Origin of the sequence: Sedimenticola hydrogenitrophicus (assembly GCF_025175675.1) — a bacterium.
GTDB classification, from domain to species: Bacteria; Pseudomonadota; Gammaproteobacteria; order Chromatiales; family Chromatiaceae; genus Sedimenticola; species Sedimenticola hydrogenitrophicus.
Genome location: NZ_JANIOA010000024.1, coordinates 42415 through 61459 on the forward strand (window position 1 = coordinate 42415; position 19045 = coordinate 61459).

Annotated in this window: 11 protein-coding genes and 1 riboswitch; of the genes, 6 read left to right on the forward strand and 5 right to left on the reverse strand. The window is 63.2% G+C overall.

Features of this window, described 5'->3' with window-relative positions; all coding sequences use genetic code 11:
- Nucleotides 1-31: 31 nt before the first annotated feature.
- Both tkt and NPX02_RS13595 read right to left on the reverse strand, forming a co-directional pair.
- Entirely contained in the window at nucleotides 32-2017 is a 1986-nt protein-coding gene (gene tkt, locus NPX02_RS13590) for a transketolase (protein ID WP_260294287.1), read from the reverse strand.
- Between the two features lie 397 nt (nucleotides 2018-2414).
- Entirely contained in the window at nucleotides 2415-2972 is a 558-nt protein-coding gene (locus NPX02_RS13595; protein WP_260294288.1) for a thioredoxin family protein, read from the reverse strand.
- A gap of 341 nt (nucleotides 2973-3313) precedes the next feature.
- Between NPX02_RS13595 and metK the strand changes: the two genes are divergently transcribed.
- From metK to NPX02_RS13625, 6 genes are all read left to right on the forward strand, one after another.
- Nucleotides 3314-4486, forward strand: a complete 1173-nt coding sequence (metK, locus tag NPX02_RS13600; RefSeq protein ID WP_260294289.1) for a methionine adenosyltransferase — start codon at nucleotides 3314-3316, stop codon at nucleotides 4484-4486.
- A 281-nt stretch (nucleotides 4487-4767) separates the two neighbouring features.
- A riboswitch (S-adenosyl-L-homocysteine riboswitch) is annotated at nucleotides 4768-4845 on the forward strand.
- Nucleotides 4846-4858: 13 nt separating this feature from the next.
- On the forward strand, nucleotides 4859-6274 hold the full coding sequence (gene ahcY / locus NPX02_RS13605) for an adenosylhomocysteinase (protein WP_260294290.1): 1416 nt from the start codon (nucleotides 4859-4861) through the stop codon (nucleotides 6272-6274).
- Between the two features lie 82 nt (nucleotides 6275-6356).
- Nucleotides 6357-7214, forward strand: a complete 858-nt coding sequence (metF, locus tag NPX02_RS13610; protein ID WP_260294291.1) for a methylenetetrahydrofolate reductase [NAD(P)H] — start codon at nucleotides 6357-6359, stop codon at nucleotides 7212-7214.
- Nucleotides 7215-7668: 454 nt separating this feature from the next.
- Nucleotides 7669-8793, forward strand: coding sequence for a hypothetical protein (locus tag NPX02_RS13615; RefSeq protein ID WP_260294292.1), 1125 nt, complete (start codon nucleotides 7669-7671; stop codon nucleotides 8791-8793).
- A 229-nt stretch (nucleotides 8794-9022) separates the two neighbouring features.
- Nucleotides 9023-10375, forward strand: a complete 1353-nt coding sequence (locus NPX02_RS13620; RefSeq protein WP_260294293.1) for an adenosylmethionine--8-amino-7-oxononanoate transaminase — start codon at nucleotides 9023-9025, stop codon at nucleotides 10373-10375.
- Between the two features lies 1 nt (nucleotide 10376).
- A complete protein-coding gene (locus NPX02_RS13625) occupies nucleotides 10377-11111 on the forward strand; it encodes a 16S rRNA (uracil(1498)-N(3))-methyltransferase (protein WP_260294294.1) in 735 nt (244 codons plus the stop codon).
- 268 nt (nucleotides 11112-11379) lie between these two features.
- Here the strand turns inward: NPX02_RS13625 and ttcA are convergent, their stop codons facing one another.
- From ttcA to NPX02_RS13640, 3 genes are all read right to left on the reverse strand, one after another.
- The gene (gene ttcA, locus NPX02_RS13630) at nucleotides 11380-12255 is read right to left on the reverse strand and encodes a tRNA 2-thiocytidine(32) synthetase TtcA (protein ID WP_260294295.1); all 876 of its coding nucleotides are present in this window, start codon (nucleotides 12253-12255) and stop codon (nucleotides 11380-11382) included.
- A 369-nt stretch (nucleotides 12256-12624) separates the two neighbouring features.
- The gene (locus tag NPX02_RS13635; RefSeq protein WP_260294296.1) at nucleotides 12625-13140 is read right to left on the reverse strand and encodes a chemotaxis protein CheW; all 516 of its coding nucleotides are present in this window, start codon (nucleotides 13138-13140) and stop codon (nucleotides 12625-12627) included.
- On the reverse strand, nucleotides 13137-18965 hold the full coding sequence (locus tag NPX02_RS13640; RefSeq protein WP_260294297.1) for a hybrid sensor histidine kinase/response regulator: 5829 nt from the start codon (nucleotides 18963-18965) through the stop codon (nucleotides 13137-13139). Before NPX02_RS13640 ends, NPX02_RS13635 begins: the two co-directional genes overlap by 4 nt.
- Nucleotides 18966-19045 lie beyond the last annotated feature (80 nt).

Sequence of the window (19045 nt, forward strand, 5' to 3'; positions counted from 1 at the left end):
GGGCGCCGACGGCACCCCGGCACCATTCAGGTCAAAGCGTCTCTTGCACCGCCTTGACGACATTTTCAACGGTAAAGCCGAACTCCTTGAACAGCTGCTCGGCCGGTGCGGATTCACCGAAGTGGTCAATACCGACCACCTTGCGTGCATACTTGTACCAGCCACCGGTCACACCCGCCTCGACCGCCACCCGGGCGGTCACCGCCGCCGGCAGGACCGACTCACGATATTCCGCCTCCTGGGCCTCGAAGGCATCCACCGCCGGCATCGACACCACCCGCACCCGGCTGCCGCTGGCGGCCAGTTCCGCCGCCGCGTCCACCGCCAGACCCACTTCCGAACCGGTGGCGATAAGGATGGCATCCGGGGTACCGTCACAGTCACGCAATACATATCCCCCTTTGGCAATATCGGCGATCTGTTGTTCACTGCGCGCCATGAACGGCAGTCCCTGGCGCGAGAAGATGAGACAGCTCGGCCCGCCGCTTCGCTCGATCGCCGCCTTCCAGGCCACGGCGGTCTCGACCGCGTCACAGGGACGCCACAGCGCCATGTTGGGAATCATCCGCAGGGTGGCGATCTGCTCGATCGGCTGATGGGTCGGGCCATCCTCACCCAGACCGATAGAGTCATGAGTATAGACAAACAGCGAGCGCTGTTTCATCAATGCCGCCATGCGCAGGGCATTGCGGGCATACTCGGAGAACATCAGGAAGGTGGCGCCGAACGGGATCAGGCCGCCGTGCAGGGCGACGCCGTTCATGATCGCCGACATGCCGAATTCACGTACACCGTAGTTGATGTAGTTGGAGTTGGGGGTCTCGGCGCGCATCGGCCGGTAACCGGACCACTCGGTCAGGTTTGAACAGCCGAGGTCAGCGGAGCCGCCAAACAGCTCCGGCAGCAGCGCGGCGTAGCCCTCGATGGAGGCCAGCGAGGCCTGGCGGGTAGCCGGGCTCTTCGCCTCGGCGTTCACCTGGCGCACGAACTCGGCGGATTTGGCCGCCCAGTCTTCCGGCAGATCGCCCGCCATGCGGCGCTTGAATTCGGCGGCCAGTTCCGGATGGGCCTCCTGGTAGGCGGCGAACCGGCTGTTCCAGGCGGCCTCGGCGGCGGCACCCTTCTCGCGGGCATCCCAGCCGGCATAGACGTCCGACGGCACCTCGAAGGGCGCGTGATCCCAACCCAGGGCCGCCTTGGTGAGATTGATCTCCTCATCACCCAGGGGCGCCCCGTGGCAGGCGTGGCTGCCGGCCTTGTTGGGGGAGCCGAAGCCGATGGTGGTCTTGCAGCAGATCATGGTCGGCTTGTCGGTCATCGCCTTGGCGAATTCCAGCGCCTTGTTGATCGCCTCGGGATCGTGGCCGTCCACATCGGCAATCACGTGCCAGCCGTAGGCCTCGAAGCGCTTCGGGGTATCGTCCTGGAACCAGCCCTCGACGTGACCATCGATGGAGATGCCGTTGTCGTCCCAGATGGCGATCAGGTTGCCCAGGCCGAGGGTGCCGGCCAGTGAGCAGGCTTCGTGGGAGATGCCCTCCATGAGGCAGCCGTCACCGAGGAACACATAGGTGTTGTGATTGACGATGGTGTGGCCGTCACGGTTGAACTCGGCGGCCAGCGCACGCTCGGCGATGGCCATGCCGACCGCGTTGGTGATGCCCTGGCCGAGCGGGCCGGTGGTGGTCTCCACGCCCGGTGCATAGCCGTACTCCGGGTGCCCCGGGGTCTTGGAGTGCAGTTGCCGGAACTGCTTCAGGTCCTCGATGCTCAGGTCATAGCCAGTGAGATGCAGCAGCGAATAGATCAGCATCGAGCCGTGGCCGTTGGAGAGGACAAAGCGATCCCGGTCAGGCCACTTGGGGTTCGCCGGATTGTGCTTCAGATAGTCGTTCCAGAGGACCTCGGCGATGTCGGCCATGCCCATGGGCGCGCCGGGATGGCCCGATTTGGCCTTCTGGACCGCATCCATGCTGAGGGCGCGGACGGCGTTTGCAAGATTTCTGCGTGAGGACATATTTCTCTCCTGTCTTAGGATGGTTTAGTAATTCTGTAATCCGTGCGGTACGGAAAAACCGGTCACCGACGGCGGGCAGCACCCACAGGCGGGGCGCTCCCGATCAATTCATGGCTATCAACTCGTGGTCTTTCGCGGCCCGCTCACCGCGCCCCCCCCGCAACGTTGGCGCCCTCGCGGACGGCGACTTGCCCGAAAAACAGCCCGGGGGGTGCCATTCTTGCGCCATCATCTGCCGGGGGCAAGCCAGATCCGCTTATAGGGGTAAAAACAGCATCCCACATACAATGCAAGATGCTGATTTAAATATATTTAGTAACTACTCACCCGGCCTGTAAGTGATTGGCCTGCCTTGCCGGCCTCACACGATGGCTTGTTTCCCAAACGGCAGCCGCTACTAGCCGTCGCGCCATTTTATCGAGCAGCCGATACTGGGTATCTGCTGCGCCGGCCCCTTCCCGGTTCGGGCGACCTGTTGCATCGCCTCAAACAGCTCCCGCCGCGAGCCCTCCGGCGCGAGGCCCATGCCGCTGGCATCCAGCCGGCCCCGATACTGCAGCCGCAGGTCGGCGTTGTAACCGAAAAAGTCCGGGGTACAGACGGCCCCATACTGCTTTGCCACCAACTGGCTCTCATCCAGCAGGTAGGGGAAGGGGAAGCGGAACTCTTCGGCAACCCGAACCATGTTCTCGAACGAGTCCTCCTCGTACAGTGCGGGATCGTTCGACATGATCGCCACCGCGTTGATGCCCAGGCCCTGGAGTTCCGCGGCATCCCGGACAATTCGCTCGCGCACCGCCTTTACGTAGGGGCAGTGGTTGCAGATAAACATCACCAGCAGCCCGTTCTCGCCCCGGCAGTCGGCCAGGGTCCAGCGTTTGCCGTCCACCCCGGGCAGATCGAAACCAATCGCAGGCAGGTCGAATTCACACACCGGCGTTTGCAGAGAGACCATGTCGTACCCTCCCGATCAGTTGGCGTAAGTCCAAAGGAACATAATCCTACCTTAAAAGAATGGCAGCATTGATATAAAATTCTTATGGAAGCCATTACCGTGGATTAATTGACATTAACAGAAGCCGAAGCTACCTTAGGGACCTGTCGGACTTATCACAGATCTACTGCGGACTCGCTATGATCGGTCAAGCCCGCCAGACGCCTTAAGGCAGCGCCAATTTGACTCAGATTGCGGGCGCTTAATAAATACAGCTAAAGCGAGCGAACAGTGACAGACTACTGTGAACCCGTCTTTAGCCCACGCTAGACGGGTTTTCTATTTTCTGGAAGAAATAAATTATGAGTGACTATATCTTTACCTCTGAATCGGTCTCCGAGGGCCATCCCGACAAGGTGGCGGACCAGATCTCCGATGCGGTACTGGACGCCATCCTGGCCCAGGACCCCAACCCGGAACACGCCCGGGTCGCCTGCGAGACCATGGTAAAGACGGGGGTGGTTATCGTCGCCGGCGAGATCACCACCAACGCCTGGGTCGACCTGGACGACCTGGTGCGCAAGGTGATTTGTGATATCGGCTACACCAGCTCGGACGTGGGCTTCGACGGCAGCACCTGCGCCGTGATGTCACTGATCGGCAAGCAGTCCGGGGATATCGCCATGGGCGTGGACCGCAAGGCACCGGAGGAACAGGGCGCCGGCGATCAGGGACTGATGTTCGGCTACGCCACCAACGAGACCTCGGTACTGATGCCGGCCCCGATCACCTATGCCCACCGCCTGGTGGAGCGGCAGTCGGAGATGCGCAAGAAACGGGTACTGCCCTGGTTACGCCCCGATGCCAAGAGCCAGGTGACGCTGCGGTATGAAAACGGCGTGGTCACCGGCATCGACGCGGTGGTGCTCTCCACCCAGCACGATCCCGATATCAAGCAGACCGACCTGATCGAGGCGGTGATGGAGAACATCCTGCAACCGGTCCTGCCCAAGGCGTGGCTGGACAAGTGTCCGCAGCACAATATCCACATCAACCCCACCGGTTCCTTCGTGATCGGCGGCCCGGTGGGCGACTGCGGCCTGACCGGGCGCAAGATCATCGTCGACACTTACGGCGGCGCGGCGCGCCACGGTGGCGGCGCCTTCTCCGGCAAGGACCCCTCCAAGGTGGACCGCTCGGCCGCCTATGCCGGGCGCTATGTGGCCAAGAACATCGTCGCGGCCGGTCTGGCGGACCGCTGCGAGATCCAGATCTCCTACGCCATCGGCGTGGCCGAGCCCACCTCTATCTCTATAGAGACCTTCGGCACCGCCAAGATCGACGAGGAGAAGATCGCCAGCCTGGTGCGCGAGCACTTCGACCTGCGCCCCTATGGTATCCTGCAGATGCTGGACCTGATAAAACCGATTTATCAGAAGACCGCCGCCTACGGGCACTTCGGCCGCGAAGAGCCGGAGTTCACCTGGGAGCGCACCGACAAGGCCGAGGCCCTGCGGGCCGACGCCGGATTGTAAGCTATGGAGGGGTTAGGGGTCGGAGTCGAATTTGTCTCTGCCCCCCTATCCTGCGGATGTAGGGTGCCGGTGAGCTTGCGAACCGCACCAACCATCATTGGCAACGGCGCCAGCGTCCTGATGCGGTTCGTTTCACTCACCGCATCCTACGAACCGAACGTAAAATTTGGAATAGCGGTTAATTCTTTGCGTCCTTGGCGTCTTTGCGAGAGATGATATAAACAGGAAATATAACGGGTCAGGGGTGCTTCAGTAGCACACCGCAAGACCAAAACACTGCTCCTCCCGAGAAGCGCTGCAACAGGTCATCCTGCCAGGCTCGGGAGGGGTTTCCGAACCATGAACGGCGCTTAGTTTTTTCGGAGACTAATCATGAACGCCGTAGCAGAAAACAGCTTTACCGATTACAAGATTGCCGACCTCTCCCTGGCCCAATGGGGTCACAAGGAGATCGCCATCGCCAATACCGAGATGCCGGGCCTGATGGCACTGCAGGAGAAGTATGCCGAGAGCAAGCCGCTCAAGGGGGCGCGTATCGCCGGCAGTCTGCACATGACCATCCAGACCGCGGTGCTGATCGAGACCCTGATCAAGCTGGGGGCCGAGGTGCGCTGGGCCTCGTGCAACATCTTCTCCACCCAGGACCACGCCGCCGCCGCCATCGCCGACCAGGGGATTCCGGTATTCGCCTTCAAGGGCGAGAGCCTGGCCGACTACTGGGAGTACACCCACCGCATCATGGAGTGGCACGACGGCGGCACCCCGAACATGATTCTGGATGATGGCGGCGACGCCACCGGCCTGCTGATCCTCGGCAGCAAGGCGGAACAGGATATTCGCGTGCTGGACAACCCGGGCAGCGAGGAGGAGAAGGTGATGTATGCCGCCATCCGCGCCCGCCTGGCGGAGCAGCCCGACTGGTACTCCAACAACCTGAAGAACATCAGGGGCGTCACCGAGGAGACCACAACCGGGGTGCACCGGCTCTACCAGATGCAGGAGCGCGGCGATCTCCCCTTCCCCGCCATCAACGTCAACGACTCGGTGACCAAATCCAAGTTCGACAACCTGTACGGCTGCCGCGAATCCCTGGTGGACGGGATCAAGCGGGCCACCGACGTGATGATCGCCGGCAAGATCGCCCTGGTGCTCGGCTACGGCGATGTCGGCAAGGGCTGCGCCCAGTCGCTCAAGGGGCTCGGCGCCACCGTCTGGGTCAGCGAGATCGATCCGATCTGCGCCCTGCAGGCGGCGATGGAGGGCTACCGCGTGGTGAATATGGACACGGCCTGCGCCGAGGCCAATATCTTTGTCACCACCACCGGCAACTACCATGTCATCCAGCATGATCATATGGCCCGGATGAAGGACCAGTCCATCGTCTGCAACATCGGCCACTTCGACAACGAGATCGATGTCGCCAGCCTGGAACAGTACGAGTGGGAAAACATCAAGCCGCAGGTGGACCACATCATCTTCCCCGACGGCAAACGCATCATCCTGCTGGCCGAGGGGCGGCTGGTGAACCTGGGCTGTGCCACCGGCCATCCCAGCTTTGTCATGTCCAACAGCTTCACCAACCAGACCCTGGCGCAGATGGAGATCTGGAACAACACCGGCGAATACGGAAACCAGGTCTACACCCTGCCGAAGAAGCTGGATGAAGAGGTCGCCCGCCTCCACCTGGAGAAGATCGGCGTCAGGCTGACCACCCTGACCCGGGAGCAGGCGGACTACATCGGCGTACCGGTGGAAGGGCCTTACAAACCCGAGCACTACCGCTACTGATTAAGCAACCACCCACCGGCCGGCGCGCGGATCGCCGCCTGGCCGGCCGGGTTTGGCCACCCTTTTGCTACCGATAAAGCCGATGCACTCACAACAGACCAAGCAGAAACTGTTCAGCTTCGAACTCTTCCCCCCCAAGACCGAGGAGGGGATGGAAAAGCTGAAGACCCAGGTGAAAAAACTGGCCCGGGTCAATCCACTCTATGTCTCCGTCACCTTCGGTGCCGGCGGCTCGACCCAGCACCGCACCGTCCAGAGTGTCGAGTGGCTGGCCTCCCAGGGGATCGAGGCGGCCCCGCACATCTCCTGCATCAGCAGCAGCGCGGCGGAGATCGTGGAGATGCTCAAGCGCTACAAGGAGCAGGGCATCCGCCGGCTGGTGGCCCTGCGCGGCGACCTCCCCTCCGGCGCCGGGCCGGGCGGCCGCGGCGAGCTCAACTACGCCAATGAACTAGTCGCGCTGATCCGCCGCGAGTTCGGCGACCACTTCCATATCGAGGTGGCCGCCTACCCGGAGTTCCACCCCCAGGCCGCCAACGCCCGGGCGGATCTGAACAATTTCAAGCGCAAGGTCGAGGCTGGTGCCGATGCCGCCATCACCCAGTATTTCTACAACGCCGACGCCTATTTTCACTTCCTCGACAGTTGCGAAAAGATGGGGATCGCGATCCCGATCGTGCCGGGGATCATGCCGATCACCAACTTCAGCAGTCTCAGCCGTTTCTCCGATGCCTGTGGCGCCGAGATACCGCGCTGGATACGCAAACGGCTGGAGGCCTACGCCGACGACGTGGAGAGCATCCGCGCCTTTGGCATCGAGGTGGTCAGTGAACTGTGTCAGCGGCTGCTGGAGCAGGGGGCGCCCGGCCTGCACTTCTACACCATGAATCAATCCGCTGCCACCCTGAAGATCTGGCACAATCTCGGACTGCCGGAGTGACCTGCGGCCCGGCGGAACCCGCGTGAATATTTAGCCGCGCATACACGGAGAATATAAGGTACTTGGTAGGGTGGGCACGCTTTTTGTGCCCACGCGGAAGCTGCGGCACGGGGCAAAAAGGTGGGCACAGACTACGTACCCACCCTACGCTACTCAGCCACAGTTTAGGAAATTATTAGCCACGAGGAGTGGTGCAAGGATGCGCCGTTTACGGACCTAAAGGATGGAATGAACGCAAATGAACGCGAATTCTGTAAATTTCCAAGTGCCTCGTCTCCTTGCCAGGAGGGGATCGTTTATTTTCAGGTTGAGACCCGTTCTGCTCCTCTTTGGCCAGCCAACTGATTTAATTTTTATTTGCGTCTATTCGCGTTCATTCGCGGCTTTAATACCGGTATTCGAACCTGACTGAGCCTTGTGGATATCAGGATCAGGTAAATATTAAGGATTGACGGTGAAACTGCACCCGCTGCTGATTTTTCTGCTGCTGACCACCCTGGCCGGGTTCTTCTCCGGACTGATACTGCCGCAGCTGCTGCCGCTGCGCCCGGCGCCGCCGCTGCACCTGGTCTTCGCCCTGGGCATCATGCCGCTGATCATGGGCGCCATGACCTACTTCGTGCCGGTACTGACCCGCACCCGGACGGCGGAACCCCTCGCCCTGGCCCCGGCCCTGCTGGCGCTCGGTGCCGGACTGTTGCTCAGCTACAGCCTGTTTTTCTCCTTTTCCCTCTATCCCTTCGCCGCGCTGATCGGGCTGGTTGCCGCGCTTTGGCTCTCCCTCTGGATGCAGCGGCGCAGACGCCAGACCCTGGGCCGGCCCCATCCCGGACTGCTCTGGTATCAGCTGGCCCTGCTGGCGCTGATCCTGGGGCTGCTCGCCATCCTCGCCGGCCAGCTGCTGCCGGAATACTGGAGCGCCTTCCGGCGCCTGCATCTGCACCTGAACCTGCTGGGCTTCGTCGGTCTGACGGCCCTGGGCACGCTGCGGGTCCTGCTCCCCACCACCGGCGGCTATGCCGACCCCGGAGCGGGCACCTGGCTGATGCGCCAATGGCCCTGGCTGGCCGTTGGAACCCTGTTGGTCGCGGCCGGCTCGGTCGGGTCCCCGGCCGTTGCCCTGCTCGGGCTGCTGTTGTGGCTACCCCCCCTGCGGCGGCTCCTGCACTCCCTGCTGGTCACCCACCGGCAGGCGGTCTGGCATCTCCACGGCGCCACCATCTCGCTGGCCGCTGCCGTCCTGGGTCTGTTGATCCTGCTGCTCAGCGGCGCACTCCATGCACTGAGCCCGCCGGCCGGCGCCGCCACCACCCAGGCCTTCATCCCGCTGTTTCTGCTGCCTCTGGTAACCGGGGCGGCCACGCATCTGCTGCCACTGTGGATCACCGGCGCCGCCGACCGTGAACGGGAGCAGGCGCTGCGGGCGCGGCTCGGCCGCTACAGCGCCCTGCGAGCGGCGCTGTTTCTGAGCGGGGGCCTGCTCATCCTGGCCGGCCAGAGCTGGGGGCTGTTTCCGGTCCTGCTCGGTCTGCTCCACTTCTTCCTCTCGGCACTCATTGCCCTGTTCACGAAATCCTGAACACAACTGGTAACTCAAGCTTCGGAGTTCAAATTCAACTGTTTGTCCATCACCCCGTGAGTTACCACAACTGTTATTATCTCTATCTGTAACTACTCACTCGGTCTGCAAGTGATTGGCCTGACTTGTTGGCCGATCTTGATCCAGCCATCGTGTGAGGCCGGCAAGGCAGGCCCATCACCCCGTGAGTAGTTACTTCTATCTAATGCTTTAACCGGGTATTCACTGTATGAGCAGTAACCAGCAAATCGCCCAGCGCGACCTCGCGGTACTCTGGCACCCCTGCACCCAGATGAAGGACCACGAGTGGCTACCGATGATCCCCATCCGACGCGGCGAGGGGGTCTGGCTGGAGGACTTCGACGGCAACCGCTATATCGACGCGGTCAGCTCCTGGTGGGTCAACCTGTTTGGCCACGCCAATCCCCGCATCAACGCCGCCCTCAAGGCCCAGGTGGACCAGCTGGAGCATGTGATGCTGGCCGGTTTTTCCCATGAGCCGGCCATCCAGCTGGCGGAGCGGCTGGTGGCGGTCGCCCCGCCGGGGCTCACACGCTGCTTCTACGTGGACAACGGCTCCTCGGCCATCGAGGCGGCGCTGAAGATGAGCTACCACAGCTGGCGCAACCTGGGTTTCAAGGGCAAGCACCGTTTCGTCACCCTCGCCAACAGCTACCATGGCGAAACCCTGGGTGCCCTGGCGGTGGGCGATGTGTCGCTCTACAAGGAGACCTACGAACCACTGCTGATGGAGGTCTTCACCGCGCCCTCGCCGGACTGTTTTGCCCGGGAACCGGGGGAGTCCTGGGAGGACTATTCGGTCCGCCGCTGCGCCGACATGGAGGCCCTGCTGGCCGCACACGGCCCCGAGATCAGCGCCGTCATTGTCGAGCCCCTGGTGCAGTGCGCCGGCGGCATGCGCATGTATCACCCGGTCTACCTGAAACGCCTGCGCGAGGCCTGCGACCGCCATCAGGTGCACCTGATCGCCGACGAGATCGCCGTCGGCTTCGGCCGCACCGGCACCCTGTTCGCCTGTGAGCAGGCGGGCATCACGCCCGATTTTCTCTGCTTGTCCAAGGGATTGACCGCCGGTTACCTGCCGCTTTCGGTAGTATTGACCGGCGAGCGGACCTACCAGACCTTCTATGACGACTACGAAAACCTGACCGCCTTCCTGCACTCCCACAGCTACACCGGCAACCCCCTGGGCTGTGCCGTGGCGCTGGCCAGCCTGGAGATATTCCGCCAGGACGATGTGATCGAGAACAACCGGGAACTGGCCCGGGTGATGGCCGAGGCCACGGCCCACCTGAACGACCACCCGCACGTGGCCGAAGTACGCCAGCACGGCATGATCCTGGCCATCGAGATGGTCAGGGACAAGGCGAGCCGCACCCCCTACCCCTGGCAGGAGCGGCGCGGCCTGCGGGTCTACCGGCACGCCCTCGGCCAGGGTGCGCTGCTGCGCCCGCTGGGCAATGTCACCTACTTCATGCCGCCCTACGTGATCACCCCGGAGCAGATCCGGGAACTGGCGCGCATCGCCACCGAAGGCATCGATCTGGCCACACGGGACTGATATGCAACAACACCGCATCTACACCAGCCAGCCACTCCAATCAGGTGCCAGCCTGACCCTGGAAGAGGGACCGGCTCGGCACCTGACCCAGGTACTGCGGCTCAAAGCGGGGGCGGAGATCATCCTGTTCAACGGTGACGGCCACGACTACCTGGCGCGCCTGGACGAGGTGACCAAGCGCAGCACCGGCGCCCGGATTGAACAGCGGCTGGAGCCCGCGGAAGCCCCCGCCGCCCTGCAGATCCAGCTGGCGATCGCCATCTCCAAGGGTGAGCGGATGGACTTCGCCATCCAGAAGGCGGTGGAGCTGGGGGTCACCGGCATCACCCCGCTGATCAGCGAACGCTGTGTGGTGCGCCTGCCCGGCGAGCGATTGGAGAAGAAGTTACAGCACTGGAGGCAGGTGATCATCGCCGCCTGCGAGCAGTCGGGCCGGCGCCGCATTCCGCTGTGCCACGAGGTAGTGGATCTTTCCGAATGGCTCACCTCCGGGGAGATCCGGGGAGGTCTACTGCTGGATCACCGGAGTGAACACTCCCTGCCCGAACTCGATCCACCGCGGGGCGGGATCCACCTGCTGATCGGCCCCGAGGGCGGCCTGTCGGAGATGGAGCGGAACCTGGCCGCCACGGCCGGATTCAATGGTGTACGTCTGGGACCACGGGTATTGCGTACCGAGACCGCACCGCTGGCGGCAATCGCCGCCATCCAGGCGCTGTGGGGGGATTTCCGCTGATTCGAGCGCGTTAGGGGGCGTTAAGGGATCCTTAATAAAACTGTAGGGGTAGGCCCCCGTGCCTACCCGAGCCCTAAGCGCCTCAAAGGCGCCACAACAACCTGAGCCGCCCAAGGCGGGCAAAGGACCCTGGAAAACCACGGATGAACGCAGATTTACACAGATAGGAGATCAGAATTCTGAATCTGTGTTTATCTGTGTGAATCCGTGGTTCCGGCAACGATACAAAAGGGCAACCACAGGGGGTTGCCCCTACGGACATGCCGGATCAGCCGATCTTGTAGATCCCCAGCGCCGGCCCGGCGATCTCGGGGGGATCGAACACCGTATCCCCTTCACTCGCCGCGGCACCGAGATTCTTGAAGTCGTACAGGGTGTTATCGGCCAGATGGGACGGCACCACGCTGGAGAGGGCACTGAAGATGTTGGCCGTACGCCCCGGATACTGCTGTTCCCACGCCGCCAGCATCTGCTTGATCTGCTGGCGCTGCAGGTTCTCCTGGGAACCGCAAAGATTGCAGGGGATGATGGGGAACGCCCGGGTCCGGCTGTAGCGGGCGATATCCTTCTCGGCACAATAGGCCAGGGGACGGATCACCACGTGGCGGCCGTCATCGGTGTGCAGCTTGGGCGGCATCGCCTTGAGCCTGGAGCCGAAGAACATGTTCAGGAACAGGGTCTCGACAATGTCGTCCCGATGATGACCGAGGGCGATCTTGGTCACCCCCAGCTCGCTGGCTACCCGGTAGATGATGCCCCGGCGCAACCGTGAACAGAGCGAGCAGGTGGTCTTGCCGGTGGGGATCTTCTCCTGCACCACCGAATAGGTGTCCTCCTCGACGATGCGGTACTCGACCCCCAACCGCTGCAGATAGCCGGGTAGCACATCGGCGGGGAAGCCCGGCTGTTTCTGGTCCAGATTCATCGCCAGCAGGGAGAAGTCGATCGGCGCCCGCGACTTGAGGGTCAGGAGAATGTCCAGCAGGGTGTAGGAGTCCTTGCCGCCGCTGAGGCAGACCATCACCCGGTCGCCCTCTTCGATCATGTTGAAATCGCCGATCGCCTTGCCAACCTCGCGCTCCAGGCGCTTTTTCAACTTGTTGAAATTATTGGAACTTCGGGTCTTTTCCGTGAGTTCTGGCATGGAATATTCGCAGCGGTGGGGGTAAAGAGGGGGATATTACACGCGGCCGCCGAAAAAAAACAGGTTCGGTAAGAATCAGCCGTGGTCCGGTAAGGGGTCAGAGCCCTTTTAGTTTTGCTAAGCGCCCAAAAGGCGCCACAACAGCCTGAGCCGCCCAAGGCGGGCAGGACCCTGGAGAACCACGGATGAACACAGATTCACACAGATACGAGATCAGAATTCTGAATCTGTGTTTATCTGTGTGAATCCGTGGTTCTGGCAACGATACAAAAGTGCAACCACAGGGGGTTGCACCTATAGACATGCCGGATTCAGCCGATGTTGCGTTAAAAAGGGCTCTACTCGCTTAACAACTTAACACTCAGGGACTCATTGATGAGTAGCGTCGCTCCGCCTCAACCTATCCGCCGCGATCCAGAGGTCGAACTCCGACAGGGCCGACTCCAGGGCATCCAGATCCGGGATCAGGGCATCCACCCCGTTGATGATGACCCGGTCGGCAACCATGCCCGGCGGCGGCTCGTCCCCGGCGAAGGGCACGATCGAGCTCTCCGTGACCCGCACCAGGTGGGGTGCCGCACGCAGCAGGATGCCGATATAGGGCAGCCGGTCATTGCCGTTCAGGGTATTGACGATGGCCACCCGGGCGCGGTGGCCTATTTCACCACTCTCTTGACCCAGCAGTCGCTCGAAGGCGATTAACGGGAGGGCGTGATTGCGCCAGGCAAAGGCACCCAGCAGCCACGCCGGGGCACGCGCGGAGACGGCATCCGGGGCTTGGTAACTGACCACCTCGCAGACGGCGGCGTTCGGCAGCAACAGCTCCCCCTCCTGCAACGGCAACAGCACGCCCCTGATCTCCGTGGAATCCTGGCTCAGGCTCATCCGGCCTCCTCATTCAGTACCGAATAGATATTGTCCAGCAACTCACTCTCCTGATACGGCTTGCCGAGGTAGCGCCGCACTCCCAGCTCCATGGCCAGCTTGCGGTGCTTGTCGCCGGTACGCGAGGTGATCATGATGATCGGGATCTGTTTCAGGTCGTCGGAATTACGCATGTGGCGGGCCAGCTCGTAGCCGTCCATGCGCGGCATCTCGATATCCAGCAGCATGATGTCGGGGCGCTGCTCCTGCAGCATGGCGACGGCGTCCACCCCATCCTTGGCCGTCAGCACATTCATGCCGTGCCGTTCCAGCAGTCGCCCGGTCACCTTGCGCACCGTGATCGAGTCATCCACCACCATGACCATACGCCCCACCCCCGGCGCCGGTGCCGCCACGTCGACCCGGGCGACTTCGGCATGCGGGGCCGCGGTCTGGGCCACATCGGAACGTACCAGCGCGGTCACATCGAGAATCAGCGCCACGCGCCCATCGCCGAGGATGGTCCCGCCCGAAATCCAGCGCACGGTGGAGACCTGAACCCCGACCGATTTCACCACGATCTGGCGATTACCCAGCAGCCCATCGACCTGTATCGCCACATGGTGATCGCCGGCCCGCACCAGCAGCAGCGGGTACCATTTGCGCTGGTCGGAGAGATTGACCTGGCCCACATTGAGCATGCTGCCCATGTAGCGTACCTGATAATCCTTGCCAGCATAGCTGTAGGCCGTCTGCCGGCCGCTGTAGCAGGCCTCGAGCTCCTGCCGGGAGACCCGCACCACACCCTCGACGCTGGTATGGGGAATGGCGTAGATCTCCCCGCCCAGCTCCACCAGCAGGGCATCGGTAATGGCCAGGGTCAGCGGCAGGCGGATAATGAAGCTGGCCCCCTGGCCCGCCTGCGAGGTGATGTCCAGCGAGCCGCCCAGCTGCTTGACCTCGCTCACCACCACATCCAGCCCGACACCACGCCCGGAGATCTGGGTCACCTCCTGGGCGGTAGTGAAGCCGTGTTCCAGCACGAACGGCAGCACATCGGCGTCGGCCACGTCGGCCTGGGGATCGAGCAGGCCGCTCTTGATCGCCTGCTCGCGAATGCTGGCCATATCCACCCCGGCCCCATCATCCGAGATGACCAGCTGCACGTCCGAGCCCTCGCGGGAGAGCCGCAGGCTAATCTGGCCGGTTTCGGCCTTGCCCTGCTCGGTGCGCCGCGCGGGGGACTCGATGCCGTGGGCGATGGCGTTGCGCAGGATATGTTCCAGGGGACCGATCATGCGCTCCAGGATGCCGCGGTCGATCTCGCTGCCGGCCCCCTGGATCACCAGCTCGGCGCGCTTGTCCAACTGGTTGCAGGTCTGCCGTACCACCCGGTGCAGGCGCGGTACAATCTGCGAGAACGGCACCATGCGGGTGCGCATCAGGCCGTCCTGCAGGTCGGTGGTGATGCGCGATTGCTGCAGCAGCAGGGTATCGGTCTCCGCCTGCAGCTCCTCCAGGAAACCGTTGATGTTGGCCAGGTCGTTGACCGTCTCCATCAGACTGCGCGAGACCTGCTGCATGGCGGAGAATCGATCCAGTTCCAGGGGGTCGAACGAGGCGTCATGGGATGGCTCGTCGCCCCGGTCCTGCTCCCAATCCTGCTCATAGCGGAACAGGATCTGCGCCTCGGTTTCGATCTCCAGCTGGCGCAGCTGATCACGCAGCCGGCTGACCGTCTGTTCCAGTTCGGACAGGTTGAATCCCAACTGCCCGTTCTGCTGTTCGATACGGGTACGGTAGATACTCACCTCGCCCGCGTAGTTGACCAGCCGGTCCAGCAGGTCCGAACGGACGCGTACCTGCTCGCGCTGACCACGACCCGGCAACAATCCCGGCTCCTCGACGGCCAGGCCCGTCGAGGCACCGGCCGGCACCGCGGCATCAGCCAACGCCGCGGCATCAATCAGCACCGCGGCATCGGGCTCGAATTCGGCTTCGGTTTCTGCCTGATCGGCAATCTCTGCCGCGGCCTCCTCGGGCTGTTCCGCCGGCAGGTCGGTTGTTTCCGTTTCGGCCGGCTCCAGGGTCGGCCCGGCCAGCAGCGCCGCGGAAACGGCTTCGGCGACCCGGGACTCGGGGGCGATACCACCCGGGGGGAGCGACGCTGCGGCCTCGCCACTGCTCGCGGCCACCTCCGGCTCGCCGGCGGGCAGCGCGGCAGCCGCCGGTGGTGGCCCACCCGCGATCAGCCACGCCCCCATCTTGTCGACCAGATCATCCGCGACACGCAGCCTGGGGGCGCTGGAGAGATCGTCGATCTGCTCCGCCAGACGGTCCATCACCTCATGGGTCAGGGTGACCAAGGCATCGCCGGGGGCCACTCTGGCCTGATCCACGGCCGTCAGCAGTGATTCAAAAGCGTGACTCAGATCGCCGATCGGCATCGCTCCCGCCAGTCGCGCCCCGCCCTTGAGGGTGTGCAGGATACGCTGCAGCTCCTCTGAAACCTGTTTGTCGGAGAGCTGGAAAGCCGCCGCCTGCAGGGTGTCCTCGAGGGCTTCCTGCAGCTCCCTGGCCTCTTCCAGGAAGATATCCACCAGTTCGGGGTCACCCTCCAGATCCACCATGGAGGGAGCGGTACTCGCCACGGCAGCCCCGCTGTCCACAACGGGCGGCTCCGTGGCAATCTCCGGTTCCGCCAGCAGCGCTTCATCCGCGGGCTCCGCGGAGATGGTTTCAATCGGCAACTCGGCTAGCGACTGATCCGCCGCGTCCGCCGGTTCGACGGACTCGTCTACGGATTCGCTCTCCGGTTCCGCGACCGCCGCCACTTCCGTCACCTCCGCCGGGGACTCGGCGACTGGCTCTTCGGCTACTTCGGCTACCGGGGCAGTTTGCTCGGGCAGTTCACTCCGCACCGCGTCGGTGGTCGGAGTGACTTGTTCAGCCGCGCGCCCATAGGCGTGTATCTCCCCCACCAACGCCTGCCAGTCCGGCAGTTGCGCGCCGGGGACATTGATCACCCCGAGGACGGTGTTGAACAGATCGACACTGCGGCCGATCAGCTCCAGCGCCGCCCCATCGGCATGGCGGCCCAGGCTGTTGAGATCCGCCACCAGGGATTCCAGTGCGGTACTGACCTGGGCGATGGAATCGACCCCGGCCATCTCCGCGCTGCCGTGCAGGGTATGCAGCGCCCGCACCAGCTCCTTGCCGATACGGCAAGCGAGGGGATTACCGCTGCAGGCTTCACGAAACTGGCTCAGGGTCTCGATGTGGGTCCTGGACTCGGCCTCGAAGATCTCCAGCAGCGTCTCGTCCATGTTGATCGGGGCCGGGACGGTCTCGGCCTCAGCGGCCGCTGCCGCCACCGTCGCCGAGCTTGTCTCTTCGACCGCCGCCAGTTCGGAAACCGGCTCCGGAACCAACTCCGGAACCGGTTCCGCCGCTGGTTCGTCGGCCGCTTCATCCGCCGCGGCGAACCCTATCGACTCGTCTTCGGCAATCTGTTCCTCCAGCGCATCCAGTCGCTCTTCCGCCGACAGCGGCTCTTCTTCCGCCACGAAAGCTTCGGAGGCGCTGGCAACAGCCGCGGCGCGCCCCGGCTGCGCCAGGGCCTCGGCCCGATCCATCAGCGGCCGGGGATCGACGGTGGTAGCGACACCACGCTTCTGGCACTCGATCAGTTCGGGTAGTATCCCAACCGCCTCATTCAGCAGATCAATAACACCCGGTGATACCTCGATGGTCTCGTCGATCACCCGGTTGAGCAGGTTCTCAATTGCCCAGGCAAACTCGCCGATGGTCTTGGCCCCCACCAGCCGCCCGCTCCCCTTGAGGGTGTGGAACGAGCGCCGGAAGGTGGTCAATGCATCCCGGTCGTCGCGGTTGTTGCACCAGCGCGGCAGGTACTCCTGGATGGCCGCCAGCTCCTCTTCCGCCTCCTCGACGAAGATTTCAAGTATCTCGGCGTCGATATCCTCCAGGGCGGGCTTGTCCGCCGATGGGGTGGGCGCCGGGGCGGCTTCCGGCGCGGCTTCCGGCTCGCCGGCGGCGAGGCTTTCAACCGCCTCCTCCACTGCGGTGCTGTCGGTGACGGGTGCCGTCACGGAGGCCGGTTCTGGCGTCTCTTCGAGCACTGGCGGCGCATCGCTGTCCGCGGATTCGGGCACCTTGAGACGCGCCAGGGCATCCCGGGTGACATCGAGAATCTCCGGATGGATACCGCGCCCCTCGCTGACCGCCTCCATGAAGTATTCAATACCGGTTACGGCATCGGCAAAGGCGTCCAGATCGGCGGCGCTGGGCACCCCGGCATCACCGAGCAGGGTCTGTTCCACATAGCGGTTCAGCCGCCGCATCGAGACCGCCGCATCACTCAGCGACAGCACGCTGAAGGCGCCGGCAATGCCGTTGAAGCGACGCGGTACATCCGCCAGCAGCGCCCGATTATCGGGTGTTTCGATAAAGTTGATGATGGCCTCTTTGTTGCGGGCCATGTCGATCCCCGCCTCATGCATCACCGAGTCGACCAGCCGCTCGAACTCGCCTTCAGGCAGCGTGGAGCTTACCTGATCGCTCTGCGGCCGCGCATAGCGGCGAACCACCGAAAGGTTGTCCAGCGAGGTCTCGATAAACAGGATGTCGCTGGCCATGGCCATCAGGTCCTGCTCGTCGGGCTGGTTACCGGCGGCGACGATCTCGGCGAGCTTGTCGGCCTGGCGCATCAGCCGTGACCGCAGCTCGCCCTGGCCCACCATACCGAGGGTATCAGCCAGTTTCTTCAGCGGCTCCTGTTGCGCCTGCAGACGACCGAGATCCTCCCGCTTGCCGCGGATGAACAGGTCGAGCTGGTCCTTGATGGCGGTCAGTTCGGCACTGATGGCACAGCGCAGTGATTCGAGCAGTTCCCGGCCGGGTGCATGCAGATCGGCCTGTTCGCCGGCCAGATCCGCCTGACCGAGCGGACCCTGGGTCAGATCGAACTCCTGCCTGACCTGTGCCACCACCGGATCGGAGGAATCCGCGCAGGCGGTGTAGTAGAGCAGATTTTTCACCAGGTCATTGGAGGGCGCGGCCGCGACGGGCTGTTCACCCGCATCAATGATCCGTTTGATCTCCCGGTCGATCTTGCCCACCAGCAATTTGGTGGCAATGCCGGAGTCGAGGCCGCCATCTCGCAGGGCGTTAACCACCGCCTGACCGATCCGGAACAGGCGCTGCACCTGATCCGTCCAGGCCGCCTGCTCCAGGTCCCGGAATATTTCGGCGATGCGCTCCAGACCACCCGCGCTGTCGCTACCCCGGTACCAGTCCAGCAACGCCTTGTGATACCGGTAGCGCAATTTTCTGGTGAGCGCCGGCAACTCGGGATTGACCTCCTGGGCGCCTTCGGCAGGCAACAGCTTGCGCTCCAGATCCGGTGCGAACAGCGCCACCTCGGACAACAGGGAGACATCCCGTGCCGCCCGCAGCTCATTCATCAGCGGCAGCAGCAGGATCGGGTTGTCCGCTGTGCCCGATTCGATCTTTTCCAGATACTCTGGCAGCTGTACCAGACCCACCATGAGGGCCTCGGCCGACTCCTTGCGGCGCTGCTCACCGAGCGATCCAAGCACCTTGGCCACCAGCTCCATCTCTTCCGCCAGCATCGCCGCACCGTAAAGCTGCATCAGTTGCAGGGTGCCGCGTACCTGGTGCAGCTGGGTGATACAGAGCTCCAGTTCGGTATCCGGACCGGTCCCATCCAGGAAGGACTCCAGCGCATGCCGGGCCGCGTCCAGGGACGAGTCAAGCTCACCCCTGATCCATTTCAGCACACTATGATCTTGGACATCACTCATACCAGGCCTTCATATATGCCAGTGGTGGTTCGTTCATCGTTGCCACAGTCCCGCAGATACTCCCGCCGCGCAGGTGTGAA